Annotated in this window: 22 protein-coding genes and 1 pseudogene; 4 read left to right on the top strand and 19 right to left on the bottom strand. The window is 69.6% G+C overall.

Annotated features, from left to right (window positions below; genetic code table 11):
• Positions 1 to 6: 6 nt before the first annotated feature.
• The 12 genes and pseudogenes from C2U31_RS27100 to C2U31_RS27050 all read right to left on the bottom strand — a co-directional run bounded on the left by C2U31_RS27100 (position 7) and on the right by C2U31_RS27050 (position 9878).
• The gene (locus C2U31_RS27100; RefSeq protein WP_103275627.1) at positions 7 to 384 is read right to left on the bottom strand and encodes a helix-turn-helix transcriptional regulator; all 378 of its coding nucleotides are present in this window, start codon (positions 382 to 384) and stop codon (positions 7 to 9) included.
• 120 nt (positions 385 to 504) lie between these two features.
• The gene (locus C2U31_RS27095) at positions 505 to 1215 is read right to left on the bottom strand and encodes an ABC transporter ATP-binding protein (RefSeq protein ID WP_103275626.1); all 711 of its coding nucleotides are present in this window, start codon (positions 1213 to 1215) and stop codon (positions 505 to 507) included.
• Positions 1212 to 1379, bottom strand: a complete 168-nt coding sequence (locus C2U31_RS31285) for a hypothetical protein (protein ID WP_369869801.1) — start codon at positions 1377 to 1379, stop codon at positions 1212 to 1214. The genes C2U31_RS27095 and C2U31_RS31285 overlap by 4 nt, the downstream gene beginning before the upstream one ends.
• Before the next feature lie 147 nt (positions 1380 to 1526).
• Positions 1527 to 1925, bottom strand: a pseudogene (locus C2U31_RS31280) (ATP-binding cassette domain-containing protein); the annotation flags it as partial.
• Positions 1926 to 1987: 62 nt separating this feature from the next.
• Positions 1988 to 2974, bottom strand: coding sequence for a branched-chain amino acid ABC transporter permease (locus tag C2U31_RS27085; protein ID WP_103275624.1), 987 nt, complete (start codon positions 2972 to 2974; stop codon positions 1988 to 1990).
• Between the two features lie 11 nt (positions 2975 to 2985).
• Positions 2986 to 3906, bottom strand: coding sequence for a branched-chain amino acid ABC transporter permease (locus tag C2U31_RS27080; RefSeq protein WP_103275623.1), 921 nt, complete (start codon positions 3904 to 3906; stop codon positions 2986 to 2988).
• Positions 3907 to 3940: 34 nt separating this feature from the next.
• A complete protein-coding gene (locus C2U31_RS27075; RefSeq protein ID WP_103275622.1) occupies positions 3941 to 5116 on the bottom strand; it encodes an ABC transporter substrate-binding protein in 1176 nt (391 codons plus the stop codon).
• A 51-nt stretch (positions 5117 to 5167) separates the two neighbouring features.
• Positions 5168 to 6169: an amidohydrolase family protein gene (locus tag C2U31_RS27070; protein WP_103275621.1), complete on the bottom strand. Its 1002-nt coding sequence runs from the start codon at positions 6167 to 6169 to the stop codon at positions 5168 to 5170.
• 24 nt (positions 6170 to 6193) lie between these two features.
• The gene (locus tag C2U31_RS27065) at positions 6194 to 6745 is read right to left on the bottom strand and encodes a 3-hydroxyanthranilate 3,4-dioxygenase (RefSeq protein ID WP_103275620.1); all 552 of its coding nucleotides are present in this window, start codon (positions 6743 to 6745) and stop codon (positions 6194 to 6196) included.
• Positions 6746 to 6895: 150 nt separating this feature from the next.
• Positions 6896 to 7870 (bottom strand): LysR substrate-binding domain-containing protein, encoded by a 975-nt coding sequence (locus tag C2U31_RS27060; protein WP_233772521.1) that lies wholly within the window; start codon positions 7868 to 7870, stop codon positions 6896 to 6898.
• Between the two features lie 93 nt (positions 7871 to 7963).
• On the bottom strand, positions 7964 to 8395 hold the full coding sequence (locus C2U31_RS27055) for a RidA family protein (RefSeq protein ID WP_103275618.1): 432 nt from the start codon (positions 8393 to 8395) through the stop codon (positions 7964 to 7966).
• 25 nt (positions 8396 to 8420) lie between these two features.
• On the bottom strand, positions 8421 to 9878 hold the full coding sequence (locus C2U31_RS27050; RefSeq protein ID WP_103275617.1) for a 2-hydroxymuconic semialdehyde dehydrogenase: 1458 nt from the start codon (positions 9876 to 9878) through the stop codon (positions 8421 to 8423).
• A 251-nt stretch (positions 9879 to 10129) separates the two neighbouring features.
• Between C2U31_RS27050 and C2U31_RS27045 the strand changes: the two genes are divergently transcribed.
• Positions 10130 to 10618 (top strand): MarR family winged helix-turn-helix transcriptional regulator, encoded by a 489-nt coding sequence (locus C2U31_RS27045; RefSeq protein ID WP_103275616.1) that lies wholly within the window; start codon positions 10130 to 10132, stop codon positions 10616 to 10618.
• A 78-nt stretch (positions 10619 to 10696) separates the two neighbouring features.
• Here C2U31_RS27045 and C2U31_RS27040 read toward each other — a convergent pair whose 3' ends face one another.
• The gene (locus C2U31_RS27040; RefSeq protein WP_103275615.1) at positions 10697 to 11122 is read right to left on the bottom strand and encodes a hypothetical protein; all 426 of its coding nucleotides are present in this window, start codon (positions 11120 to 11122) and stop codon (positions 10697 to 10699) included.
• A gap of 257 nt (positions 11123 to 11379) precedes the next feature.
• Here C2U31_RS27040 and C2U31_RS27035 point away from each other — a divergent pair, with 257 nt between their 5' ends.
• Positions 11380 to 12024, top strand: a complete 645-nt coding sequence (locus tag C2U31_RS27035) for a hypothetical protein (RefSeq protein ID WP_103276602.1) — start codon at positions 11380 to 11382, stop codon at positions 12022 to 12024.
• Between the two features lie 33 nt (positions 12025 to 12057).
• On the opposite strand, the gene C2U31_RS27030 is transcribed toward C2U31_RS27035, so the two are convergent.
• From C2U31_RS27030 to C2U31_RS27020, 3 genes are read right to left on the bottom strand one after another with little or no spacing between them, the layout of a single operon-like run.
• A complete protein-coding gene (locus C2U31_RS27030) occupies positions 12058 to 15153 on the bottom strand; it encodes an efflux RND transporter permease subunit (RefSeq protein WP_103275614.1) in 3096 nt (1031 codons plus the stop codon).
• The gene (locus C2U31_RS27025) at positions 15150 to 16358 is read right to left on the bottom strand and encodes an efflux RND transporter periplasmic adaptor subunit (protein WP_103275613.1); all 1209 of its coding nucleotides are present in this window, start codon (positions 16356 to 16358) and stop codon (positions 15150 to 15152) included. Before C2U31_RS27025 ends, C2U31_RS27030 begins: the two co-directional genes overlap by 4 nt.
• Positions 16355 to 17602, bottom strand: coding sequence for an MFS transporter (locus tag C2U31_RS27020; protein ID WP_103275612.1), 1248 nt, complete (start codon positions 17600 to 17602; stop codon positions 16355 to 16357). Before C2U31_RS27020 ends, C2U31_RS27025 begins: the two co-directional genes overlap by 4 nt.
• Positions 17603 to 17725: 123 nt before the next feature.
• Between C2U31_RS27020 and C2U31_RS27015 the strand changes: the two genes are divergently transcribed.
• Both C2U31_RS27015 and C2U31_RS27010 read left to right on the top strand, forming a co-directional pair.
• The gene (locus C2U31_RS27015) at positions 17726 to 19171 is read left to right on the top strand and encodes an efflux transporter outer membrane subunit (protein ID WP_158658479.1); all 1446 of its coding nucleotides are present in this window, start codon (positions 17726 to 17728) and stop codon (positions 19169 to 19171) included.
• A gap of 295 nt (positions 19172 to 19466) precedes the next feature.
• Positions 19467 to 21131 carry a GMC family oxidoreductase gene (locus tag C2U31_RS27010; RefSeq protein ID WP_199770906.1) on the top strand — a complete coding sequence of 555 codons (1665 nt, stop codon included), beginning with the start codon at positions 19467 to 19469 and terminating at the stop codon, positions 21129 to 21131.
• An 18-nt stretch (positions 21132 to 21149) separates the two neighbouring features.
• On the opposite strand, the gene C2U31_RS27005 is transcribed toward C2U31_RS27010, so the two are convergent.
• Genes C2U31_RS27005 through C2U31_RS26995 form a run of 3 tightly spaced genes read right to left on the bottom strand, consistent with a single transcriptional unit; the run spans position 21150 to position 24921 of the window.
• Positions 21150 to 21902, bottom strand: a complete 753-nt coding sequence (locus C2U31_RS27005) for a hypothetical protein (RefSeq protein ID WP_103275610.1) — start codon at positions 21900 to 21902, stop codon at positions 21150 to 21152.
• 5 nt (positions 21903 to 21907) lie between these two features.
• On the bottom strand, positions 21908 to 23431 hold the full coding sequence (locus tag C2U31_RS27000; protein WP_103276600.1) for an alkaline phosphatase: 1524 nt from the start codon (positions 23429 to 23431) through the stop codon (positions 21908 to 21910).
• A 47-nt stretch (positions 23432 to 23478) separates the two neighbouring features.
• Positions 23479 to 24921 carry an alkaline phosphatase gene (locus C2U31_RS26995; protein ID WP_199770905.1) on the bottom strand — a complete coding sequence of 481 codons (1443 nt, stop codon included), beginning with the start codon at positions 24919 to 24921 and terminating at the stop codon, positions 23479 to 23481.
• Positions 24922 to 25111 lie beyond the last annotated feature (190 nt).

Genomic DNA, 25111 nt, shown 5'->3' with positions numbered 1-25111 from the left:
TATTGCTCAATTTCTTGCTTGCGACTTGCGCGCCGTCGATAGCGGATGTTTCGCCGTCTTGGCGGGGCCGGGCGGCGGGACGCTGGCGACCTCGCAGACCGCGCCCTCGCAGCAGTGCTCGGTCAGATAGCCCAGCAGGCCGCTCATGCGCGCGAAGTCGGCGCGGTAGATCAGGTTGCGGCCCTGCTGTTCGACGCTGACCAGTCCGGCATGCGACAGCTCCTTCAGGTGGAAGGACAGCGCATTGCGGGCGACGTCGAGTTGCCCGGCCATGACGCTGGGCGTGAGGCCGTCCGGGCCGGCGACCACCAGGGCGCGGAACACGCGCAGGCGCTGGGCATGGGCGAGGGCGCCGAGGGCGGCGACGGTCTGGTCTTCGTTCATTATTCAATCATACAACGATTATTGAATTATTTGGCCCGGTCGACGCTCGATGGCGCGCGGGCCGTCCCGGCCTGTCCGGCGGCGTGCCTGAGAGTCAATAGCTCGTGCGGCGCCGCGCCGCTATACCGACAGATACCGCAGCAGGCGCGCCTCGTCGTCGATGAAGGCCTGGGAATCGCCGCTCCAGGCCACCCGGCCCGTCTCGATGATGGCGTGGCGGTCGGCCGCCGCCAGCAGCGGTTCGAGGTTCTTGTCGATGCACAGCACCGCCAGCCCCGTGCGCTTCAGGCCGTCCAGCGCCCGCCAGATTTCCTCGCGCACCACCGGCGCCAGGCCCTCGGTGGCCTCGTCCAGGATCAGCAGGCGCGGATTGGTCAGCAGCGCGCGGCCGATGGCCAGCATCTGCTGCTCGCCGCCGGACAGGTGGCTGCCCAGGTGGCGGGCGCGTTCGGCCAGCCGGGGGAACAGCGCGTAGACGCGCTCCAGCGTCCAGGGCTGCGTCAGCCGCTGGCGGTTGTGCGCGGTGGCGACCAGGTTCTCGCGCACCGACAGATTGGGGAAAATGTGCCGGCCCTCGGGCACCAGGCCGATGCCGCACTGCGCCACCTGGTAGGCCGGCAGCGCGCCGATGTCGCGCCCGTCGAAGCGGATCTCGCCCCGGCTGGCGCGGTTCAGGCCCATGATGGCCTTGACCGTGGTGGACTTGCCCATGCCGTTGCGGCCCAGCAGCGAGACGAATTCGCCAGCCCCGATCTCCAGGTCGATCCCGAACAGCGCCTGGCTGGCGCCATAGTGCGCGGTGACGCCGCGCAGCGACAGCAGCGCGCTCATGCCGCGACTCCCTGCGGGCGGCGGTCCGCGTGCCGGCGTTCGCTGCCCAGATAGCATTCGCGCACCTGGGGATCGTTGCGGATCTCGTCCGCGCTGCCGCAGGCCAGGACGCGGCCGTACACCAGCACGGTGACGCGGTCGGACAGGGCGAACACCGCCTGCATGTCGTGCTCCACCAGCAGGATGCTGTATTGCCGGCGCAGCCCGTGCAGCAGCGCGGTCATGGCCTCGGATTCGTGCTGGCTCATGCCCGCCATGGGTTCATCCAGCAGCAGCAGGGTGGGGCGGCAGGCCAGCACCATGGCCAGCTCCAGCTGGCGCAGCTCGCCATGCGCCAGCGCGCCGGCCGGCACATCGGCGCGGCGGCCCAGGCCGGCCAGTTCCAGCGCCGCGCGGGCAGGTTCCCGCAGCGCCGGCGTCGCGCGCGCCGGCCGCCAGAAGCGGAAGCTGTGGCCGCACCGCGCCTGCACCGCCATGGCCACGTTCTCCAGCGCGGTGAAGGGCTTGAACACCGAGGTGATCTGGTACGAGCGCGCCAGCCCGCGCCGCACGCGCCGTTCGATGGGCATGCGGGTCACGTCCACGCCGTCCAGCAGCACCCGGCCGCCGTCCGGCCGCAGCTCGCCGCTGAGCTGGCCGATCAGCGTGGTCTTGCCCGCGCCGTTGGGGCCGATCACGGCGTGCAGCTCGCCCGGCCGCACCTCCAGCGACAGATCGTCCGTGACGGTCAGGCCGCCGTAGCGCTTGAGCAGGTGTTCGACGCGCAGCGCGCTCATCGCGGTTCTCCGGTGGGGCAGGGCAGGGCGCGCGCGGCGGCCGGACGCCAGGGCGTTTCCGGCAAGGCGCCGTACAGGCCGCGCCGCGACAGCAGCACCACGCCCACGATCAGCAGGCCCATCGGCAGCATCCAGTGGTCGGTCAGCAGCTTGAGCCCTTCCTCCAGCAGCAGGAAGGCCAGGGCGCCGGCGACAGGGCCGAACAGCGTGCCCATGCCGCCCAGCGCCACCATCACGATCAGTTCGCCGGAGGTGGTCCAGGCCAGGTACGAGGGCGAGACATACAGCGTCAGATTGGCCAGCAGCACGCCCGCCACGCCGCACAGCATCGCCGACAGCACATAGGCCGCCAGCCGGTAGCGCAGCGTGGCGTAGCCCAGCGCGCGCATGCGCCGCTCATTGGCCTGGCAGCCGCGCAGCGCCATGCCGAAGGGGGCGTGGATCAGCCGGTGCAGCGCGGCCAGCGCCAGCAGCAGCACGCCGAACGCCGCGTAGTACAGCGCCAGCGGCGTGTCGAGCCGGAACAGGCTGAAGTCGCTGCCGGCGAACAGCGACATGCCGTCGTCGCCGCCGTAGCCTTCCAGCCCGGTGGCCAGGAAATAGAACATCTGCGCGAAGGCCAGCGTGATCATGATGAAGGCGATGCCGGAGGTGCGCAGCGCCACGTAGCCGCTGACCAGGCCGACCAGGGCGCAGGCGCCGAGCGCGGCCGCCAGGTGCAGCCAGCCGTTCTCGATGCCGTGGTGGCTCAGCACGCCCACGGCGTAGGCGCCCAGGCCCAGGTACAGCGCATGGCCGAAACTGACCATGCCGCCGTAACCGAGCAGCAGGTTCAGCGCCAGCGCGGCGATGCCGTACACCAGCACCCGGCCGAACAGCGCCAGCAGGAAGGGTTCGCCCTGCCACTGCGCATACAGCGGCACCAGCGCCAGCGCCAGCAGCAGCGAACCGGCGGCCAGCGCGCGGGGAGAGAATCGAAGCATGCCGAGGTCTCCTATCCGTGCCGCACGGGGAACAGGCCCTGCGGCCGCAGCGCCAGCACCAGCGCCATGACGACATAGATCAGCATCGAGGCGATCGCCGGGCCGGCCGCGTTGGCCGCCGCCGGCGGCAGCGCCGCGCGCAGCAGGGCCGGCAGCAGCGCGCGGCCCAGCGTGTCGACCAGGCCCACCATCAGCGCCGCCAGGAAGGCGCCGCGCACCGAGCCGATGCCGCCGATGACGATCACCACCAGCGTCAGGATCAGGATCGGCTCGCCCATGCCGGTCTGCGCCGACAGGATCGGGCCCGCCATCAGCCCCGCCACGCCGGCCAGCACCGCGCCCAGCACGAACAGCAGCGTGTTCAGCCGCGCGATGTTCACGCCCAGCGCGCCCACCATCATGCGGTCGGTTGAGCCGGCGCGGATCAGCATGCCGAGCCGCGTGCGGTGGATCAGCGCGTAGCAGCCGGCCGCCACCGCCAGTCCCGCCACGATGATGAGGAAGCGGTATAGCGGATAGGTCACGCCGAGCAGGTCGATGGTGCCGGACAGCCAGGACGGCAGCCCCATGCTGATGGGCGCCGGGCCCCAGATGATGCGCGTCAGCTCGTTGAAGAACAGGATGAAGCCGAAGGTGGCCAGCACCTGGTCCAGGTGCTGGCGCGGATAGAGCCGCGCCAGCGCGACTCGGTCCAGCAGCAGCCCGAGCAGCGCCATGCCGGCCACCACCGCCGCCGCGGCCAGCAGGAAGGAGCCGCTGTGGCGGAACACGGTGGCCGCGATGAAGGCGCCCATCATGTACAGCGAGCCGTGCGCCAGGTTGATGAAGTTCATGATGCCGAACACCAGCGTCAGGCCGGCGGCCAGCAGGAAAAGCAGGATACCCAGCTGCAGGCCGTTCAGGGCCTGCACCAGCAGCAGCGTCGCGGACATGGCGCCTTACCTCGTTCTTGCCTGTGGGGCGGCGTCACTTCATCGCGCATTGCGCGGCGTACTGGTCGGAGACCTTGGACAGGTCGGCGAAGATCGGCCCCTTGTTGACGAAGCCGACCTTGCCGTCCGCGCCCGCCGCCACGTCGGCGCGGAAGAAGCCGGCCGCCGGGAAGTGATTGGGCTGGTAGCGGAATTCGCCGCGAACCGAGGCGAAGTCGGCCGCCTCCAGCGCCTTGCGCAGCGCGTCCTTGTCGTCGACCTTGCCGCCGGTGCGCTTGAGCGCCGAGCCGATCAGCTGCGCCGCGTCCCAGGACTGGGCCGCGTAGCTGGACGGCTCGCGGCCGTACTTCTGGCGGAAGGCGGCGGCGAAGGCCTTGTTGGCGGCGTTGTCCAGATCGGGCGAATACGGCACGTTGGTGACCGCGCCCAGCGCGTCCTTCTGCAGGGCCGGCAGGGTGGCGCCGTCGATGGTGTCCACCGAAAGCAGCGGGATCTTGTAGAACAGGCCGGCCTGGCGATACTGCTTGACGAAGTTCACGCCCATGCCGCCGGGGAAGAACACATAGGCGGCGTCGGGCCTGGCGTCGGCCAGCGCGGCCAGCTCGACCGAGTAGTCGGGCTGGTTGACCTGGGTGAACACCTCGTTGACCACCTCGCCCTTGAAGAAGCGCTTGAAGCCGGCCATGGCGTCCTTGCCGGCCTGGTAGTTGGGCGCCAGCAGGTAGACCTTCTTGAAACCCATCTGGTTGGCCATCTCGCCGCTGCCTTCGTGGCGCTGGGTGTTGTTCCACGAAGTCGAGAAGAAGAACGGCGTACAGTCCTTGCCGGCCAGGTTGGTGGGCCCGGCGTTCGAGCCCACCAGGAACACGCCCGCGCTGGTCACCGGCCGCGCCACGGCCAGCATCACGTTGGAATACACCACGCCCGTGATGATGGCGACCTTGTCGCTCTGCACCAGCTTGCGCGCGGCCTGCACGCCTACCTCGGGCTTGAACTGGTCGTCTTCCTTGATGACCTGCACCGGCACGCCGCCCAGCTTGCCGCCGCCCTGCTCGACGGCCAGCATGAAGCCGTCCAGCTGGTCCTGCCCCAGCACCGAGCCGGGGCCGGTCAGCGTGGTCAGCAGGCCGATCTTGACCTCGGCCCAGGCGGCGGCGCCGGGGGCCAGTCCCAGGGCCGCGGCGGCGGCCAGCAGATAGATGCGTTTCATGTGTATCCCCTTGCGTTGCCGTGTCTCACGGTCATGGTTGGCGGCGGGACGTCAGCGGTCCAGTCCGAAGAACGTTTGCGTATTGCCCGACAGGATCTTCTGCTGCACGGCGGGCAGCAGGTCGGCGTTGGACACCAGCCGGCCGACTTCCTGCTCGCCCAGCGGATAGGGGTAATCGGAGCCGAGCAGCACGCGGTCCTCGCCCATCACGTCGATCAGGAGGCGCAGCGAACGCGGATCGAACACGGCGCTGTCGACATAGAAGCGGTCGGTGTAGGACGAAGGCAGCTGGGGGCAGTCCTGGCGCACGATGTCGCGGTGGCGCCAGGCGTTGTCGACCCGGCCCAGCAGGAAGGCGAAGCTGCCGCCGCCATGGGCGAAGCAGAGCTTGAGGCTGCGCGGAATGCGCTCGAAGGCGCCGGACAGGATCAGCGACAGGATGCCGAGCTGGGTCTCGGCGGGCATGGCCACCAGCCAGGGCAGCATCCAGCGCTTCATGCGGCCGTCGGTCATCATGTCCCAGGGATGCACCAGCACCGGGATGCCCTCGTCGGCGCAATGCACCAGGAAGTTCACCAGTGTGTCGTCGTCCAGGTCGCGCGGGCCGACATGGTTGCCGATCTGCACGCCCAGGTGGCCGGCGGCGCGGGTGCGCGAAGCCTCCCGGCAGGCCAGGTCCAGGTCCTGCAGCGGCACCTGGGCCAGCGCTTTCAGGCGGTCGGGCGCATGGGCGCAGTGCTCCAGCGCCAGGTCGTTCATGCGCGCGGCCCAGTCCGCCGCGGCCCGGGCCGGATAGGCATAGCCGAACATCACCGGCGTGGCGCACAGGATCTGCAGGTCGACGCCGTGGCGGTCCATCTGCGCCACGCGCAGCGCGGGGTCCCACAGCGTGGCGTCGACCGGGCGGAACGGGCGGTCGCCGGCCATGATCTGGCCGGTCGAGCCGTCGCCGTCGCGCCGCAGCCAGGGCGCGTCGACCGGGTCCAGCGCCGCCGCTTCCTGCCGCGTGATGGGCGGGAAGAAGTGCGCGTGCATATCGATTTTCAGGGTCATGGGTAAGACAGGTAGAGTGGGGCGTCAGGCGGGCGCCGCCTGGGCGGCGGGGGCTTGCGTCTTGCCGGGATGCAGCGTGCCGCAGCCGGGGCAGGTGCGCCGCGCTTCGTTGGAATAGAAGGCTTCGAACAGCGGCGGCAGGTCGGTGACGATGCTCTTGAGCTGCACCTCGACCCGGTGCACCAGGTGGCCGCACTGCGGGCAATACCATTCGAAGCCGTCCAGCAACCCGGGCGGGCGCTGGCGCTCGATGACCAGGCAGGCGCTGCCGGTCTCGGGCCGCTGCGGCGAATGGCGCACGTGCGGCGGCAGCAGGAAGATATCGCCTTCCTTCAGGTCCACGCGTTCGGGCTTGCCGTCGATCCACAGCGACAGCCAGGCATTGCCGCGCACCTGGTAGAAGAACTCCTCCAGCGGATCGTCGTGGTAGTCGGTGCGCAGGTTGGGGCCGCCGACCACCGTGACGATGAAATCGGCGTCCTGCCAGATCTGCTGGTTGCCGACGGGCGGCTGCAACAGATGCGCGTGATCCTGGATCCAGCGCTGGAAATTCAAGGGCGGGCCGTAGGCGGGCATGGGGGACTCCGGTGGCGCTTGCGGACTTCGATGACTGGAAGTCTAGGGGGGGAAGGCGGCTGCCGTGCAATAGAAATTGCGCGGTTGGATATGCGGCTTATCTATCGCGGGGTTTCCCTGAACGGGCTTACCCGGATACGGCCCGGCGGATCAGGCGGGGTCCGGACTGGCGTCGCGCTGCGCCGCGACCCGCTTCAGGTAGTCCACCAGCCGCAGGCAGGCCGGCGTCAAGGGCCGGTCGGCGCGGATCGAATAGCCGACGTCGCCGAACGCGCCGAAGGCGTCGGTGGGCAGGCGCGCCAGGACGCCCATGGCCAGGAACTGGGCCGCGGCGTCGTAGGGCATCAGCGCCAGCGCGTCGCTGTGCATCAGGATGCCGATATTGGTCAGCAGCGACAGCGATTCGACGTGACGCGTGGGCAGGCGCACGCCGGCGTCGAAGAAGCTGCGCTCGATCGAGGCGCGCAGCGGCGAGGTGGGGGCGGGCAGGATCCAGATGTGGTCCGCCAGCTCGGCCAGCGACACCCGCGCGGCCCCGGCCAGCGGATGGCTGGCGCCGGCCACCAGGCAAAGGTCCTCGCGGTACAGCTTGTGATGGTCGACGGCCACGCCCGAGATCGAGGCCATGTCGGCGCCCGGCAGCCGCCCGACCACGATGTCGACGTCGCCCGTGGCCAGCGCCGGCAGCAGCTGCGCCGACGGGCCCTCGCGCACCGTGACCTGGATGCCGGGATGCTCGGTCATCAGCCGCGCGATGGCCTCGGGCAGCAGCTTGGCCGAGGCCGCGATCAGCGTGCCCACGACCACGTGGCCGCTGGCGCCGCCGAGCACCGCGTCGATGTCGTCGGCCATGTAGCGGATCTCGGCCATCATGGCGTGCACGCGCCGGCCCAGCACCAGCGCCAGCTCGGTCGGCGTGACGCCACGGTTGGAGCGCTCGAACAGCGTCGCGCCGAAGAAGGCCTCCAGATCGTGGATGGCCTTGGTGACGGTGGGCTGGGTCAGGTGCATCTCGCTGGCGGCGCGCGACAGCGAGCGGCGCGCCAGCACGCGTTCGAAGATCTGCAGCTGGTGCAGCTTCAGCTTGTGGCTGAGCGCGTTGGGCGTGATGCGGAAGTTCGACATGCGCGCGGCCGTCCCGGCTTGCGGGCCGGGGCGGCGATCCTGTTCCGAAGGAAGGGCCGGAAGACGGTCTGGCGCCATCGCCGCGCCTGTCCGCTAGCGCGCCAGCGGTTTGTAGGCGACCGCCTTGATTTCAATCAGCAATTGCGGGTGCGGCAGCTGATGGACCGCCACTGTTGTGCGCGCCGGCCCATCGGCGTCGAAGAACTCGCCGTAGACCTGATTGTAGCCACCGAAGTCGTTCATGTTGACCAGGAAAGTACCGATCTCGACCACGTCGGCCAGGCCGGCGCCGGCGCTGGCCAGGATGTCGCGGATGTTCTCGATCACGGCGCGGGTCTGCGCGCGGATGTCGAGCGTGGCGGTGCCCATGGCGTCGACCTCGGCGCCGGCGATGCGGTTGTCGGGCAGGCGCGAGCTGGTGCCGGAGACGAACAGGAAATCGCCGGCGCGCTTGATGTGGGGATACTTGCCGCGCGGCGTGGCCTTGCCGGCGACGACGGTGGCATTGACGGGGGACTGGATCATGAGGGGTCCTTGGAGGAGTGAGGCATCACAGCTTGATGCAGACGTTGGTGGGTTCGGTGTAGAAGTGCAGCGAGTGGCGGCCGCCTTCGCGGCCGATGCCGGACAGGCCGCTGCCGCCGAAGGGCGTGCGCAGGTCGCGCAGGAACCAGCAGTTGACCCAGGCCAGTCCCGCCTTCATCGACTGCGCCACGCGGTGGCCGCGCGTCAGGTTCTGGGTCCAGACGGCGGCGGCCAGGCCGTAGCGGCTGTCGTTGGCCAGGCGGATGGCTTCTTCCTCGGTGTCGAACGGCGCCACGTGGCAGACCGGGCCGAACACTTCCTCCTTGATGCAGCGCGCGGTCTCGGGCAGGCCGGTCCAGATGGTCGGTTCCACGTAGGCGCCGGCGTCGCGGGCGTCGCCGAACATGGGCACGCCGCCGCCGGTGACGACGGTGGCGCCTTCCTCGCGCGCCAGCGCGAAATACGCCAGCACCTTGTCGCGATGCTCGCGCGACACCAGCGGGCCCATGCCGGTCTGCGGATCGCCAGGCCAGCCGATGCGCAGCGCCCGCGCGCGCTCGGCCAGCGCGGCGACGAAGCGCTCGTAGATCGGGCGCTCGACATAGACCCGCTCGGTGCACAGGCAGACCTGGCCGCAGTTGGCGAAGACCGAGCGCGCGGTGCCGTCGACGGCGGCCTCGAAGTCGGCGTCGGCGAACACCAGCGCGGCGTTCTTGCCGCCCAGCTCGAAGGACACGGGCTTCACGCCCGGCGCCACGGCGCGCATGATGGCCGCTCCGGTGGCCGATTCGCCGGTGAAGGTGATGCCGTCGATATCGGGATGCGTGGTGATGAATTCACCCGCCGAACCCGGGCCGAAGCCATGCGTCAGGTTGAGCACGCCGGGCGGCAGGCCCACCTCGTGCGCGACCTCGGCCAGCAGGGTCGCGGTGGACGGCGTCACTTCCGACGGTTTCATGATGACGGTGTTGCCGAAGGCCAGCGCCGGCGCCACCTTCCAGGTCAGCAGCAGCAGCGGCAGGTTCCACGGCGAGATCACGCCGACCGCGCCCAGCGGCTTGCGGTACGCGTAGTTCAGCGCCTGCCGGCCGTCGGGCGTGTCGGTCATGTAGCTTTCCATGTCCAGCGTGCGCGCCAGCTCGGCGAAGGCGCGGAAATTCGCGGCCCCGCGCGGGATGTCGATCTGGCTGGCCCAGGACACCGGCTTGCCGGTGTCGCCGATCTCGGCCTGCAGGAAGTCGTCGAAGCGGCGGGTGATGCCGTCGGCCAGCGCCAGCAGCTGATCGGTGCGCGCGGCCACCGGCAGGGCGGCCCAGGCCGGCAAGGCGCGCCTTGCGGCGGCGACGGCGCGGTCGACCTGCTCGCGGCTGGCCTCGTGGACCTGGGCGATCAGCGCGTGATCGACCGGGCTGTGCTTGTCGAAGGTCGAGGCGCCGTCTTCGAAACGGCCGTCGATGTAATTGCGTAGCTGGCGGATCGTCATGATCGGAATTCCTGGGAACAGGTCGCGCGGCGTGGCGGGTACCGGCAATAAAATACGTATACGTACTATATTGACGATCTTAGGCGGCGCGTCCGGCGAAGTCAACGCCGGGTTTTGCCCAAGGCGAGCGCTGCCGCGTTGGCGTCGCCTGGCCGCGCGGAGACGGGCCGGGGGCCGGGCCCGGGAGCCAGCGTCTTTCGGCGTCGGCCGCCTGTGCCTACAATCGCCTGGCCTATTTCATGGAAAGCCCGATGACCGCCTCCCGTCCGACCGCCCGCCGTCCGGCCTCGTCCCGCGCCTTGCGGGACTTCGATCTGACCCAGGTGGCGTCGCACCTGTTGCGGCGGGCCCACTTCCGGGCCGAGGCGCTGTTCGCGCAGGCCTTTCCCGACGAGGACCTGACACCCCGGCAGAAGGCCCTGCTGATCACCGTCCACCAGCATCCCGGCGCCACCCAGAGCCGCATCGCCGAACTGATCGCGCTGGACCGCAATTCCTTCGCCGAGATGATCGCCCGCATGACGGCCAAGGGCTATGTGCGGCGCACGCGCTCGGCCGAGGATGCGCGCGCCTACGCGCTTGAAATCACCGAGGCCGGCCTGGACCTGCTGATGCGCGTGCTGCCGCGCGACGCGCAGGTCGAGGCGCAAGTGCTGGCGCCGCTGCCGGAGGAACTGCGGCCGGTGTTCCTGCGATGTTTGCGGATGATGGTGGGGGTGGAGGCGGATGAGGGGAAGTGAAGGGGCAAGAGCCGGGTGTATGAGCGGGAACAATGGGGCCGGTCCGATTGATCTTGACAGGTCCGCTTCGCCGAATCGTCAACCTACATGGCTCGCGCTACGGCGCGCGTGAATCAAAGCCATACACCGGGCGGACACGCGAGCATTGGTTTTGGCGAGTGGAAGCAGGACACGCTCCATTTCTCCGCCGTCGACGAACGGGTAAACCTCAAGATGCAAGGCGATCAGGAGTTTTCGACTGTCGGATCCCTCGCGTAGCCATGCTTCAGTTGTTCTGGCCATGCTGGCGCCGTTGTCGTTGGTCTGCCAGGCGAGCAGGTCGAACAGCTCGGCAACAAGTTCGAACGGCACCGTCCTGGGTATTTCCGAGAAAAGTACCTCTGCCAAATTGACTTCGCCGAAGTGGCGAACGATGGCTGAGACGGCATCCAACGACGCTGAATAGGATTTTTCATCGCGTTCTTGGCAGATCTTGGCCAGGGCAGTGGCTAATACGGGGTGCATCGCGAATAGATTTCTCTGAAAGGCATGGCCGCTGCTCGTCGCGTCATGAGAGTGCTCTTGGCGGGCAAAGACAGGGACGGCGCGAAGCCGCCAAGGCAATCTGTATCGCCCGGCAGAAGTCCGGGCCGGCCATGGTACGCTTTTTCTGGCGCGGCAACCCGCGCTTCGCGCAAGGCGGATCCCGGGATCCGCCCTATGCCAACCTTTGCTGGCACAACCGCATCGCGCCAGCTCAAACAGACGGTGTGACCACCCCCATGACTGTTCGACGCATGCTGCTGGCGCTTGTCGCGCTGACCCTGTCGCCCGCGCTCAATGCCCAGGCCAATGCCGGAACGGCGGCCTGGACGCCGCCGGGACCGACCGTCTGCCGATTCTCCGGCTGGACGGTCAATGACAAGCCCGCGATCGTGGTGCGCGCGGAGGCGTCCGCGACCGCCAAGGTGGTCGGCAGCCTGCCGACGACGCGCGGCGAGAGTCTCGATCCGGCCCTGGACTACTACAGCGTCACGTTCGATCTGGTCGAGGCGCGCGATGGCTGGCTCAAGATCAAGGGCGCCAGCGACGAGATGAGCGAAAAGCCCCGGCCGGTGTACCAAGGCGAGGGATGGATCGAGGCCGGGGACATGCAGGTCGGCGTGCAGTCGGCGCGCGGTTATGCGCGTCCCGACGCCGGCAGCGAGCGGCTGCTCGACCTGAAGGGCGACTGGCTGCGCGACCGGGTCGCGCTGCGCGGCATCGTCGCCTGCGACGGTGAGTGGCTGCTGCTGGACTACGAGATGCGCAACGACGAGAAGCTGGAGCCGCTGGCGCCGAAGGACCGCAAGCGGGGGCGGGCGTGGTTCCGTGGCATCTGCGGGTCCGAGGAGACCAGTTGCGACATGCGCTCGGTCGACCCGTAGCGGGCCGGCCGCGCGCCGGTTCGCGGCGCTTGTTCATGCCTCCTCTTCGTCGCGGTCCCGCTGCGTGACGGATGTCAGCCGCGCCAGCCTGGGCGCCAGCCAGTTGCGCAGGTCGTCCATGTAGCTGAAGACCACGGGGACGAAGATCAGGCTCAGCAGGGTGGAGGTGATCAGCCCGCCGATGACCGCCACGGCCATCGGCGCGCGGAAGCCGGCGTCGGCGCCGGTGCTGAGTAGCGCGGGCACCATGCCGGCCACCATGGCGATGGTGGTCATGATGATGGGTCGGGCGCGTTCCGCGCCCGATTGCATCAGCGCCTCGTGGCGCGCCATGCCATGGCGGCGCTTCTCGATCACGAATTCCACCATGAGGATGGAGTTCTTCGTCACGATCCCCATGAGCATGAGCAGGCCGATCACCACCGGCAGGTCGATGGCCGCGCCATAGAGCAGCAGCCCGCCGACGGCGCCGCCGATCGCCAGCGGCAGCGATGTCAGGATGGTCAGGGGCTGCAGGAAATCCCGGAACAGCAGGATCAGCACCGCATACACCATCAGCACGCCGAAGGTCATGGCGACGCTGAACTTCTCGAACATTTCCCGCATGTACTCCGCGTCGCCGTACTCGATCCGGCGCACGCCGGCCGGCAGCTCGCGCAGGGCGGGCAAGGCGTCGATGGCTTCCAGCGCGGTGCCCAGCGTCGTTCCGGACAGGTCCGCGTCCACCGAGATCCTGCGCAGTCGCGCGGACCGCTCGATGCGGGCCGGGCCGCTGCCGTATCCGATGTCCGCGACGCTGCGCAGCGCCACCGTCGCGCCGCTGTCGGTCGAGACGCGCAGATTGCCCAGCGCCTGCAGGTCGCCCTGTTCGAGCGCGGGCAGCAGCACGCGCACGGGCACCTGCCGGTCCGCGAAGTTGAAGCGCGCCGAATTGGCATTGGTGTCGCCCACGGTGGCGATGCGCGCCACCGTGCCGATCGACGCGGCGGTGACGCCCGCCCGCGCCGCTTCGTCCGCGCGCGGGCGGATCAGCAGTTCGGGGCGCGGCAGCGGTTCCTTGACCTGCACGTTGGCGAGGCCCGGCAGCGCGCGCATGTCGCGTTCCAGCGCATGCGCGGCCCGCGACAGGGCGTCGGCATCCGCGCCGGCCAGGATGATCGACACGTCGCGCGCCGCGCTGTCGCCGCGGAAGGCATAGCGCGTGTCGGGGAACGCGTCCAGTAGCGGCCGCACGGCATGCTCGAACGCCTTCTGGCTGAGTTCGCGCTGGTCGGCCGGCACCAGCCGGATCAGCAATTGCCCGTTGGCGACGTCGGTCGCGCCGGACGCGTCCTCGCCGCCCGCCGTGGTGAAGACGGCGCGCACTTCGGGCCGCTGGCGCAGCCGCGCCGCCATCTCGTCGAGCTTGCCGTCCGTCTGGGACAGTGGCGTGCCCGGCGGAAAGAACACGTCGACCCGGCTCAGGCTGAGATCGCTGACGGGCATGAAGCCCGACGGCAGCAGCGGCGCCAGCGCCAGCGACGCGGCCAGGAAGGCGGCGGCCAGCGCCAGGCTCTTGCGGCGATGCCGCAGCGCCCAGTCCAGCATGCGCAGGTAGCGCCCGAGCAGGCCGGTGGCATGGCCGGCTTCCTGGCGCTGGCCGGCCGGCGGCTTGGGCGCGAGCAGGTACGCCGCCATGAGCGGGGTCACCAGCCGGGCCACCAGCAGCGAGGCCAGCACGGCCGCCGACACGGTGACGCCGAAGGGCGCGAAATACTGGCCGACGAAACCGCCGATGAAGCTGACCGGCAGGAACACCGCGACAATGGTGGCCGTGATGGCCACGACCGCGAAGCCGATGGCGTCGGACGCATCCAGCGCGGCGCGGTAGGGCCGCTTGCCCATGTCGAGATGGCGCTCGATGTTCTCGATCTCGACGATGGCGTCGTCCACCAGGATGCCGATCACCAGGGTCAGCGCCAGCAGCGTGATGCTGTTCAGCGTGTAGCCGAACCAGGCCATGACCGCGAAGGCGGGCAGGATGGACAGCGGCAGCGCGATCGCCGCCACCAGCGTGGCCCGCCAGCTGCGCAGGAACAGGAAGACGACCAGCACGGTCAGCGCGGCGCCTTCGACCAGCGTCATGATGGCCGCGTCGTAGCTGGCCAGCGTATAGGCCACGGACGAGGACACCAGCTGGATGTCGACGTCGGCGTGCTGGCGGCGCAGTTGTTCCAGGGCGTGCTCCACGCCCTGCGCGACGCGTGTATCGCTGGACCCCTTGGCGCGGAACACGGCGAAGCCCACCACCTCCTGGCCGTCCAGCCTGGCCCGCGTGCGCGCCTCGCCGGCGCCATCGCGCAGGACCGCGATATCGTCGAGCCGCGTCCAGCGGCCGTCGGGCAATGCGATGGGCGTCGCGCCCAGCGCCTGCACGCTGGCGGCGCTGCCGAGCGCGCGTATCGATTGCTCGGCGCCGGCAAGCGTGGCGCGGCCGCCGGGGACGTTGGCGTTGGCGCGCAGCAGCTGCGCGTTGACCTGGTCCGCGCCCAGCCCCAGTGCCTCCAGCCGGTCGGCGCGCAGGGCGACCCGGACTTCGCGCTCCACCCCGCCCAGGCGCTGCACCTTCTGCACGCCGGGCACGGACAGCAGTTCCCGGCTGACCACATCGTCGACGAACCACGAGACGTCGACCAGGCCCAGGGCCTGGGTGCTGACCGCGTAGTTCAGGATGGCGCCGCCCTCGATATCGACGCGGGTGATGATGGGTTCCTCGATCGTCTGGGGCAGGTCGGCGCGGATCTGCGCGATGGCATCGCGGATGTCATTGGCGGCCCGGCCCGGGTCTATGCCCAACTGGAATTCCACCGTCGTGATGGAAATGCCGTCGGCCACCGTGGACGTGATGTGGCGGATGCCGGCCAGGCCGGAGACGGCGCGCTCCACCCGCAGCGTGACGGCGTGTTCCAGTTCGGTGGGCGCAGCGCCGACCTGGGGCACCGCGACCGTCACCACGGGAAAATCCACGCGCGGATTGGCGTTGATCGGCAGGCCGAGAAAGGATGTCCAGCCGGCGATCGCCAGCACCAGGAACAGCACGATGGTGGGGATGGGCCGACGGATCGCCCAGGAAGACAGTTGCATGCTCATCGCGCCGGCGCCTCCGGCTGCGCGGACGTCACGATGTCGCCTTCCTTGATGAAGGCGGTCGCGGTGGCCACGAGGCGTTCGCCCGCGTCCAGTCCCGACCGGACTTCGGCCACCGAACCATTGAGCCTGCCCAGCGTGACCGCGCGCCGGGCCACGCGGCCGGCGGCGTCCAGCACCATGACCGAGGCCGCGCCTTGCGCGCCGAATGTCACCGCGCGCTGCGGCACCACGACCGGCAGCGCGTCCTGGCCGGTCTCCAGCGTCGTGGCGGCGAAGCTGCCCGCCCGGATCGCCGGCGCCGCCTCCAGCGCGATCCGGACACGGCCCATGCGCGTCGCCTCGTCCACCTTGGGCGATACGCGGCGAACGCTGCCGGCCACCGCATCCGTCGCGCCGGGCACTCGCACCCGCGCGGGCATGCCGGGCAGGATGCCGGCCAGCGCGCTTTCGGGCACCTCGCCGTCCAGTTCGAGCAGGCCGTCGCGGATCAGCTTGAACAGCGGCGCGTCGCCGCCCAATGCGCCGGCCCGCGCGTGGCGCTCGGACACGATGCCGTCGGCCGGCGCAAGCAGCGCGGCCTTGTCGCGTTGCGCCTGTGCCTGCGCCACCCCGGCGCGGGCCTGTTCCTGTTCGGCGCGGGCGGCGGCGAGCGCGGCGGCGCTGGAACGCGCCTGCGCCTGCTGCTGGTCGATCTGCTGCGCGCTGACCGAGCCGGAGCGGACCAGGGGCGCGATGCGCCGCAACTGGGTCTGGGCCTCGGCGTTCAGCGCTTCCTGCTGCTGCACCTGCGCCCGCGCCCGGCCCAGCGTCGCCTGCGCCTGGCGCAGCTGCGCGTCCAGAGTATCCGTTTCCAGCGTCGCCAGCGGCTGGCCGGCGCGCACCCAATCGCCTTCCTCGACCAGCACCGCCGCGATGCGCTGGTCCTGCAACGGCGTGCGGATGGCGATCTCGTCCCTGCCAACCAGGGATCCGCTCACCGCGATGCGGATCGGGACCGTGCCCGGGCCGGCCACGACGGTGGTGACGCGCAAGGCCGGCGCGGCCTGCGGCGTCTCTGCCACGGCGGCGGGCGCGGCGCGCAACGCCAGCGCGGCAAGCGCGGCCATCGCCAGGGCGCAGGCGGCGGCGAGACTGTATCGGTGGCGGGCAAGCAGGGTCTTGCGCCGGGAAGCGGCGTTCATGCTCATGGGGGACGTCGAGGTCATCGGGAGGATTCCCGGTTGGTGGGCGAGGCGGGGCGCGCGGCGCGAACCGCCTCGTGGGCGGGGGCAAGCAGGTAGGGCAGGGCCAGCAGCGCGAACATGGCGGCCAGGCAAATCATGACGGCGCGCGTGCCCGCCAGTTCGATGGCGGCGCCGGCCAACAGCACGGCCAGCGGCGTGGCGACCAGCGCCAGCGCGTTGAAGGCGCTCAGGACTCTGCCGCGTATCGCGGCGGGCGTGCCGCGCAGCAGCGCCGTGCTGATCAGCGGATTGAGCGGGCCCACGCCCAGCCCGGCCAGCGCGCCGGACAGCAGCATCAGCGCGTCGCCGTCCTGCAGCGCCAGCAGCGCGAAGGCCAGGGTTTCCAGCGCCAGGCTGGCCAGCAGGATCCGCCGAGGCCCCAGGCGCTGCCCATGACGGGCGTAGGCCAGCGCGGACACGATGGCGCCGCCGCCGGCCAGGGCCAGGAAGCTGCCCAGGTCGGCGGCGTCCCGGCCGCTGTCGCGCAGGAAGACCGGCATGACCACGGCGTCCAGGGCGCTGAACAGGCTGACCACGGCCATGCCCGTCAGCACCAGCGCGCGCAGCGGCGGCTCGGACCACAGGAAACGCACGCCGATCAGCGCGCCTTGCCGCGCCACCTTCCCGCGCGCGGCCCGCCGCCTGCCGGGCAGATAGATCGCGTTCAGCGCCGCCGCCGTGATCGAGCACAGCGCCGTGAGCCACATGGTCAGTTCAGGTCCGACCAGGGCGATGCTCAGGCCGGCGGCGATGGGGCCCGCGATGGTGGCGGCGCCGTCGGCCAGCTCGTCCATCGCCGTGACGCGTTCCAACGGCATTCGCGCCAAGCGGGCCAGTTCGGGGTAGCGCGATTCCGACGCCGCCATGCCCGGCCCGTCGAACAGCGCGCCCAGCGCGATCAGGGCCATGAGCGCCGTCATGCCGAGCTGGCCGTTTTCATGGAGCAGCGCGATGGCGATCAGGCTGCCGGCGCTGACCAGGTCGGCAGCCACCGCGACGCGCCTGGCGCCATGGCGCTCCAGCATCTGGCCGCCGAAGAAGGCGCCGATGATCAGCGGCACCATGCCGGCCGCGGCGGCCGCGCCGGTCCAGGCCGCGCTGCCGGTAATGCCGAGCACCAGCCACGGCAGCGCGACCGCCGCCACGGCATTGCCGAACAGCGTGATGCCGCCCGCGATGATGGCGCCGTACACCGGCGCGCGGCGGACGCGCGAATGACGATTCATGTTCGAAGCCGGGCCTGGAGTGGGATATTATTAATAGACTGATTGGTCGATCTATTATGTTTTCATCTCAACGAATCGTCAAATGGCGACGGGTGGTGGCAAGCGATGAAGGTGCGCGGGAACATGGAACTTGAGGGCAGGCGGCGGTGGCTGGGGCTGCTGGCGGCGACGTTGGCGCTTCCCGGCTGCGTGTCGATGGGACCGAGGCCGGAGCCCAGGCAGGCCTTGCCGGCGGACTGGTACAACCGGGGCGAGGTGGCCGCGCGGACGGAGGCGCCGCCGCGCTGGTGGACGGCCTTCGAGGACGCGGAGCTGGATGCGCTGGCCGAACGCGCGCTGGCGGGCAACCTGACGCTGGCCCAGGCGGCGCAACGGCTCAAGGCGGCGCGCGCCCTGTCGCGTTCCAGCGCGGCCCAGGCCTTGCCGCAGATCGGCCTGCACGGCGCCGCCCAGCGCCAGCACAGGTTGTCTGGTCCGCACGGCGCGAACGAGCTGTCCGGCGCCGAAGCCGGGCAGGGCGAATTGCCGCTGGCGCAGGAAGAACGGTCCATCGGCTATTACCAGGCCGGTTTCGACGCCCGCTGGGAACTCGACCTGTTCGGCCGCATCGCCGCCGCCACGGACGCGGCGCGCGCGAGCGCCGGCGCCGCCGAAGCCGACTTGCGCGCGGCCAGGGTATCGGTGGCCGCCGAGGCCGTGCGCGCCTATATCGAACTTCGCGGCGCGCAGCGGCGCCATCAGGTGCTGTCCGGCCTGCTGGGCGACCAGCGTCATCTGCTCGCCCTGGTGCAGGAGCGCAGGCGCGCCGGCATCGCCAGCGATTTCGATGTGGACCGCGCCAGCGTGCTGGAAGCCGAAACGGCCGCCCAGCTGCCGCTGTCGGCGCAACTGGCGCGGCAGCACGCGCAGCGTCTGGCGGTGCTTACCGGAGAGAGCCAGATCGCGCCCGGGCTGCTGCCGTCCGCCGGCCAGCCCCGGCCGCGCGGCGAGCCGACCGCGCCGCTGCCGGCCGATATCGTGCGCGTCCGGCCGGACATCCGTCGCGCGGAACAGCAGGTGCTGCAGGCCGCGGCCGAACTACGGGTGTCGATCGCCGAGCTATACCCGCGCCTGACCCTGTCCGGTGATATCCAGATCACCGGCAACCTGACCGGCAAGCCCTTGCCGGGCCGCAGCACCCATGCGTCGGGCGGGCTGTCCTTGACCCTGCCGCTGCTGGACTGGGGTTTGCGACGGGCCGTGGCCGGCGCGCGCGAGGCCGAACTGGCCGCGGCCATCCTGGGCTATCGGCAGGTCGTGTTGGAGGCCGTCGAGGAAACCGAAAACGCCCTGGGCGCCTGGGCGGCGCAAGAACGGCGCGCGCAGCGGATCGACGCGCAATTGCAGGCGTCGCGGCGGGCGGACGCGCACGCGGGGCTGTTGTACGGGCGCGGCATGATCAATCTGCTGGAACGCCTGAACGCGTCGGTCGGGCATCGCCAGGCGGAGCTGGCCGCGGTCGAGGCGTCGGAGGGACGGGCCTTGGCGTTCGTGGCGGTGAACAAGGCGACGGGGGGCGGTGGCGTGTAGCGTGCTCGCGCGCGAGCGTATGGGTTGCGCGCACTCTTGGGCAAGCGCGGCTGGGCGCGTATCATCGTCCGGCGCCTGAGCGACGGATGACCCGCCATCTTGGCGGCATGGACGCGCGTCGAGCCCGGGCGCCAGGGGGAAGCCTGCACGGCATGACAAATCTTCATGCACGCGCCGACAAGCAGGCGTCGACACCCGGCGCTAAGCTGGCCTCGATCTGCCCACAGGAACGACGAGCAACCATTGCAGTCAATGAGCGGGCCACGCGCGCGAGGCCTGCCTTCCAGGAGACACCGTGAGCAACGATGAGCAGTTTCCCCGAACGGCGTTCTCCCGTCGCCGCTTCATGCAGGCCATGGGCGTCGCCAGCGGCACGCTGATGGCCGGCGGCCTGATGGGCGCGAGGGTCAACGCGGCGGAGGACCGGTCGGACAGTTTCGACTACGTCATCGTCGGCGCCGGATCGGCCGGCTGCGTGCTGGCCAACAGGCTGACCGAGGATCCCGGCGTGAAGGTGTTGCTGATCGAGGCCGGCGGCCCCGACAACTCCGAGAAGATCTCCACGCCGCTGCGCCTGATCGAGCTGTGGAAGAGCCCCTATGACTGGGCCTACGACACCGTGCCGCAGGTGCATGCTCATGACCGCAAGCTGTTCTGGCCGCGCGGCAAGACCCTGGGCGGCAGCAGTTCGCTCAACGGCATGATCTATGTGCGCGGCCATGCCTCGGTCTACGACGCCTGGGAAAGGCAGGGCAACCCCGGCTGGGGCTATCAGTCCGTGCTGCCCTATTTCAAGAAGTCGGAAGACTATGACCGGGGCGCCGATGACTATCATGGGGCCGGCGGCCTCATGCATGTGATGACGCAGTACCAGCCCCATGTCGTGACCCAGGCCATGGTGGATGCCGCCGTGCAGGCCGGCCACCCGCTCAACCGCGACCACAATGGCGCGGACATCCTGGGCGTGGGCTTCAATCACCTCACCATCAAGGACGGCAAGCGCGTCAGCACCGCCGTGGCCTTCCTGCGTCCGGCGCTGGAGCGGCCCAACCTGTCGCTGATCACCAATGCGCGCGTGCAGCAGCTGTCGTTCGAGGGCAAGCGCTGCGTCGGCGTGGCCTATGAGCAGGGCAATGGGTTCTATCGCGCTGGCGTGCGGCGCGAAGCCATCCTGTCGGGCGGCGCCATCGAGTCGCCGCGCGTGCTGATGCTGTCCGGGGTGGGGGAGGCGGCGCAATTGCGCCAGCACAATATCAGGGTGGTGCATGACCTGTCCGGCGTGGGCAAGAACCTGCACGATCACATGCTGGTGCCGGTCATCTACGAAGGCAGGCAGGCCATTCCCGCGCCGGACGATCCTGGCCTGACCGTGCTGCACGCGCAGCTGTTCGCCAAGACGGACCCGGCGCTGGACGGACCGGACATGCAGCCCCTGTTCTTCAACGTGCCGTACTACACGCCTGAACAGACCGGCCCCGCCAATGCCTTCACCCTGTGCGCGGCCTGCGTGATGCCGACCAGCCGGGGCCAGCTACGCTTGACCGGCGCCGGCGTGGACGATCGCCTGCTGCTGGATCCCAACGTGTTGGCCACCCAGCATGACGTCGATGTGCTGGTCGCCTCGATCCGGCAGATGCGCCAGATCGCCGCCCAGCCCGCCTTGCAGCCCTGGCGCGGACGCGAAATCTATCCGGGCGAGGACAAGCAGACCGACAGGCAGCTGGCCGATTATGTGCGCAGCGCCGTGGTCTCCTATCATCATCAGGTCGGCACCTGCGCCATGGGCAGGGATCCCGCCGCCGTGGTGGATCATGAACTCAAAGTGCATGGCTTGAAGGGCGTGCGGGTGGTCGACGCTTCGATCATGCCCATGGTCACTTCGGGCAATACCAATGCGCCCGTCATCATGATCGCGGAGAAGGCGGCCGACATGATCAAGGCCGCCGCGCGCGCGGGTTGAGGCCCGCGCGCGGGCACGCTAGTCCAGCAGGTCGGAGTAGTCGCCCGTTTCGTAGTCTTTCAGCAGGACCCAGGGCGCGGGGGACGGCGCGGCCGCGTCGGTCACCGTGACCTTGCTGACCGAGAGGCCGTGCGGACCCTGGATCTCGATCCGGCGCGCGTACTGCCCCTGGATATCCCAGTCGATGAGGACCTGCGATTCGCCGCGCGCCTGGCGGTAGCGCTGCACGCCTTGGGCCGGCGCGCCGTCGGGCTGCATGCGCTGCAACTGTCTCGGGTCCGCGATGCCATAGGTGGCCGCCCAGGAGCCGTTGTAGCCGACGTTGCCGTAGTTGGCCTCGTCGATGTCCAGCACCTTGTGCTGCTTGCGCAGGACCATGCGCACCTGATCCTTGCCGGCGGCATCGCGCCGCACCCAAAGGGGCGAGCCCGTCGTGTTTGCATGGGAATGGCCGGCATGCGGATCCTGGCCCGCGTGTCCGTCGTGTCCATGTTCCGCGCTGGCGCGCAGCGCGGCCGGATAGTCGCGCTCGATCCACACCATGTCCGCGCGCCGGTACATCAGGTCGGCGTAGCGGGTTTCACGCTGCACGCCGTCGCTGCCGATCGACGAGGCATAGCGTTCGATGCGCAGGTTCAGATCGGGCGGGGCGGGCTGGGCGGGCGCCGGGGCGGCCGGGGCCGGTTCGGGCGCATTGTCCGCCGCGCCCGCCGCCGCCGGCAGGCAGGCCAGCAGCAGGCAGGCGAGGCCGCGCCTGACGGTTGCGTTCAAGGGTTTCACAGGCCGGCCGCCTCGCGGACCTTGCCGAACACCTTGGTGTTGTCCATGGTGCCCTTGAAGATCTTCGCGCCAGCGCCGCCCGCGAACAGCATGACGTCGCCGCCGCCGTGGGTTTCCGCGCCGGGCTTGCCCAGCACGACGCCGACTTCCTGCAGGAAGTTGTCGTCAAAGGTATTGACGTTGCTCAGATCGTCGCGCGCGGCGCCGCGCGCCGGCGCGATCCAGGCCTTGTTGCCGTCTTCCGGGTTGGTCTTGCTGTCGGCGTCGGCGTTCGGGCGACCGCCGTTGCCGAACACCAGCGTGGTGTAGGGCTTGCCGTCGGCGGCCAGCGCGGGCTTGCCATCCGCATAGGACTTGACCGTGCCCAGGATGGGGTTGCCGATCTTGGGATAGCCGTTGAACGCGATGGCGTGGTCATGGTCGGCGGTGACCACGATCAGCGTGTTCTTCAGGCCGGGGTCCTTCTTTTCCATGAAATCCAGCGCGGTCTGGATCGCGCTGTCGAAGGCCAGCGTGTCTTCCAGCGCGCGCTTGGCGTTGGTGCCGTGCAGCGCATGGTCGATGCGGCCGCCTTCCACCATCAGGAAGAACCCATTGCTGTTCTTGCTCAGCACGCCCAGCGCCTTGTCCGTCATCTCGGCCAGGCTGGGCTGGTCATAGCCCAGGGCCGGCTTGACGCGGTCCAGTTCATAAGCCATCTCGCTTTGCGAGAACAGGCCCAGCAGCTTGCCGGTGGCCGCGGGATTCAGCGCGCGCAGCGCGGTGCCCGTATCGACGTAGGTATAGCCCCTGGCCTGGAAGGCCGTCACCAGATTGACGCCGTCGGTGCGCTTGCTGGCCGGGTTGAGCGGCTTGGGCAGGTAGTTGCGCTGTCCGCCGCCCAGCAGCACGTCGATGCCGTCGCCAAGCCGGGTGTTGTAGTTCGCATGGCCCGGCGTCGATTGTTCGGCGATGGTGTTGTAGCCGTTGCGGTTGCACACGTGGGCATAGGTCGTGGCCGGCGTGGCGTGGCCGACGCGCGTGGTCGACACGGCGCCGACCGCGCGGCCCTTGGCCTTGGCCAGTTCCAGCAGCGTCTGGGCGGGCGTGCCGTTGGTCGGGGGGCAGGTGCTGTCTTCGCCCGAGACGTATTGCTTGCCCGCGCCGTCCACGGCCACCGTGTCGGCCGACATGGAAATGACCTCGTTGCGCATTTTCACGCCGGTCATGTAGGCGGCCATGGACGGGGCGCTGTCGGTGGTCTGGCCGTCCAGCGAAAAGGTCTTGATGCGGGCGGCGTAAGGCAGCAGCTGCATGGAAAGGTTGGCGCGCTCCGGGCTGACCAGCGAGCCGGGCTGGGCGGCAAGCTGCTTCTCGCCCTTGTAGATGCGGGCGGCGGTCACGGTGACGGGGCCCATGCCGTCTCCCAGGAAGAAGATGACGTTCTTGGCTTCGCCCGCGGCGTGGGCGAGCGGGGCGCCCGCCGCCAGGGGCAGGGCGAGCAGGACGGCGCGGCTGAGACGGGAAATGCAATGGTTCATGATCGTGTCCTTGGGCGTTTTCGGTTCGAGGCGTGAGGTCGTCTTCATCACAGATTGACTGCCTTGCGGATCAGGCCGAATACGTCGGTATTGGTGATCACGCCCGAGAACTTGTCGGCGTTCAGGCCGATGGCGCCCAGGAACACATCGGCGCCGCCGTGGGTTTCCGAGTCGCTGGCCGGATCCATCGGGATCACGGCTTCCTGCAGGTAGTTCTTGTCTTCCAGCGCGGTGTCGTCGATCGGGCCGCGCGTCGCCAGGCGCTTGGGGCCGTTGCCGAAACCGATGATGGTGTAGGGGTTGCCGTCCACGTCCTTGGTCGGCACGGCCGGACCGACGTAGTTCTTGACCAGGCCCAGCACGCCAGGCTTGCCCGGCTCGGTCTTGCCGGTGCGGGCAGCGTATCCGTTCAGCTGCAGCGTATGGTCGTGGTCGGCGGTGACGACGATGAGCGTGTTCTTCAGATCCGGATCCACCTTGCGCATCTTGTCCAGCGCGAGCTTGATCGAATCGTCGAAGGCCACGGTGTCCTGCAGCGCGCGGCGCGCGTTGGTGGCGTGCAGCGCGTGGTCGATGCGGCCGCCTTCCACCATCAGGAAGAAGCCCTTGTTCCTGGCGGCCAGCGCGTCGATCGCCTTGCCGGTCATGTCCGCCAGGCTGGGCTCCTTGGCCGGGTCGCGGTCCAGGTCGTAGGCCATGTGGCTCTTGGTGAAGAGGCCGGCGATCTTGCGGCCGTCGGTGGGCAGCGCGTCGAAATCGGCGCGATTCGCGGCGTAGCCGTACCTGGTCTTGATCTCGTCGATGAGATTGCGCTTGTCGTTGCGCTTGCCGCCGTTTTCCTTGGGCAGGAAGTAATCCGTGCCGCCGCCGAAGAATACGTCGATGCCGTCGTTCAGCCTGGCGTTGAAGCCGGCGCCGCCGGGCACCAGCGCGGCGGCAATGGTGTTCTCGGCATCGCGGTGGCAGACGTGCGAGTAGGTGGCGGCGGGCGTCGCGTGCGTGATGCGGGTGGTCGTGACCACTCCGGTGCCGTAGCCCTTGGCCTTCATGATTTCCAGCAGCGTTTCCACCGGCGTGCCGTTGCCGGCCGGGCAGGTGGCGTCATAGCTGGCGTGGTAGGGCTTGCCGTTGGCGTCGGTGGCCTTGGTGTCCGCGCTCATGGAGATGACTTCGTTGTTCATCTTCACGCCGGTCATGTAGGCGGCCATGGAGGGCGCGCTGTCCGTCACCTGGGCATCGTTCGAGTACGTATGGACAAACGCCGTTTCCGGCAGCGTGTCGATGGTCAGGTCGCCATCTTCGCCGACCTTGTAGATGCGGGCGGCGGTGAGCGTCGTGATGCCCATGCCGTCTCCCAGGAAGAACAGGATGTTCTTGGGCGCCTGCGCGACAGGCGGCGTTGGCGTGGATGCCTTGTCGTCATCGCTGGAGCATGCCGCGACCAGGGCGGTCGCGGCCAAGGCGGACATCAGTGTCTTGGCGCGGATCATGAAAGGTTCTCCCCTGTAGGCAGCCGCGACTTTGAGGGAAAACTGTTTCAGGTGGATGAAAGACGGGCGCCCGGCGTGAAATATTGGCCGGCGGCCCGGTCCGGCGTTATGAAGCCTGACGCTTCATCGCGTCTTCCCATGCGATATCGGGTTTCCGGCGCGTGGCGGGCGCGCAGGCTGTCTGGACCGT

The organism is Achromobacter sp. AONIH1 (genome assembly GCF_002902905.1).
In the GTDB taxonomy this organism is placed as follows: Bacteria; Pseudomonadota; Gammaproteobacteria; order Burkholderiales; family Burkholderiaceae_B; genus Achromobacter.
The sequence above is the reverse complement of the archived record's forward strand: the minus strand, read 5'-3'. Positions and strand labels throughout refer to the sequence as shown.

Bases quoted from the DNA above. Each gene is read 5' to 3' on its own strand.
- C2U31_RS27030 (WP_103275614.1), bottom strand. From the start codon at position 15,153: ATGAGCATGCAACTGTCTTCCTGGGCGATCCGTCGGCCCATCCCCACC.
- C2U31_RS27085 (WP_103275624.1), bottom strand. From the start codon at position 2,974: ATGCTTCGATTCTCTCCCCGCGCGCTGGCCGCCGGTTCGCTGCTGCTG.
- C2U31_RS27050 (WP_103275617.1), bottom strand. From the start codon at position 9,878: ATGACGATCCGCCAGCTACGCAATTACATCGACGGCCGTTTCGAAGAC.
- C2U31_RS26995 (WP_199770905.1), bottom strand. From the start codon at position 24,921: ATGATCCGCGCCAAGACACTGATGTCCGCCTTGGCCGCGACCGCCCTG.
- C2U31_RS27040 (WP_103275615.1), bottom strand. From the start codon at position 11,122: ATGCACCCCGTATTAGCCACTGCCCTGGCCAAGATCTGCCAAGAACGC.
- C2U31_RS27020 (WP_103275612.1), bottom strand. From the start codon at position 17,602: ATGAATCGTCATTCGCGCGTCCGCCGCGCGCCGGTGTACGGCGCCATC.
- C2U31_RS27100 (WP_103275627.1), bottom strand. From the start codon at position 384: ATGAACGAAGACCAGACCGTCGCCGCCCTCGGCGCCCTCGCCCATGCC.
- C2U31_RS27000 (WP_103276600.1), bottom strand. From the start codon at position 23,431: ATGAACCATTGCATTTCCCGTCTCAGCCGCGCCGTCCTGCTCGCCCTG.
- C2U31_RS27015 (WP_158658479.1), top strand. From the start codon at position 17,726: ATGGAACTTGAGGGCAGGCGGCGGTGGCTGGGGCTGCTGGCGGCGACG.
- C2U31_RS27070 (WP_103275621.1), bottom strand. From the start codon at position 6,169: ATGACCCTGAAAATCGATATGCACGCGCACTTCTTCCCGCCCATCACG.
- C2U31_RS27035 (WP_103276602.1), top strand. From the start codon at position 11,380: ATGACTGTTCGACGCATGCTGCTGGCGCTTGTCGCGCTGACCCTGTCG.
- C2U31_RS27045 (WP_103275616.1), top strand. From the start codon at position 10,130: ATGACCGCCTCCCGTCCGACCGCCCGCCGTCCGGCCTCGTCCCGCGCC.
- C2U31_RS27080 (WP_103275623.1), bottom strand. From the start codon at position 3,906: ATGTCCGCGACGCTGCTGCTGGTGCAGGCCCTGAACGGCCTGCAGCTG.
- C2U31_RS27055 (WP_103275618.1), bottom strand. From the start codon at position 8,395: ATGATCCAGTCCCCCGTCAATGCCACCGTCGTCGCCGGCAAGGCCACG.
- C2U31_RS27060 (WP_233772521.1), bottom strand. From the start codon at position 7,870: ATGTCGAACTTCCGCATCACGCCCAACGCGCTCAGCCACAAGCTGAAG.
- C2U31_RS27065 (WP_103275620.1), bottom strand. From the start codon at position 6,745: ATGCCCGCCTACGGCCCGCCCTTGAATTTCCAGCGCTGGATCCAGGAT.
- C2U31_RS31285 (WP_369869801.1), bottom strand. From the start codon at position 1,379: ATGCAGGCGGTGTTCGCCCTGTCCGACCGCGTCACCGTGCTGGTGTAC.
- C2U31_RS27075 (WP_103275622.1), bottom strand. From the start codon at position 5,116: ATGAAACGCATCTATCTGCTGGCCGCCGCCGCGGCCCTGGGACTGGCC.
- C2U31_RS27095 (WP_103275626.1), bottom strand. From the start codon at position 1,215: ATGAGCGCGCTGCTGTCGCTGCGCGGCGTCACCGCGCACTATGGCGCC.
- C2U31_RS27025 (WP_103275613.1), bottom strand. From the start codon at position 16,358: ATGACCTCGACGTCCCCCATGAGCATGAACGCCGCTTCCCGGCGCAAG.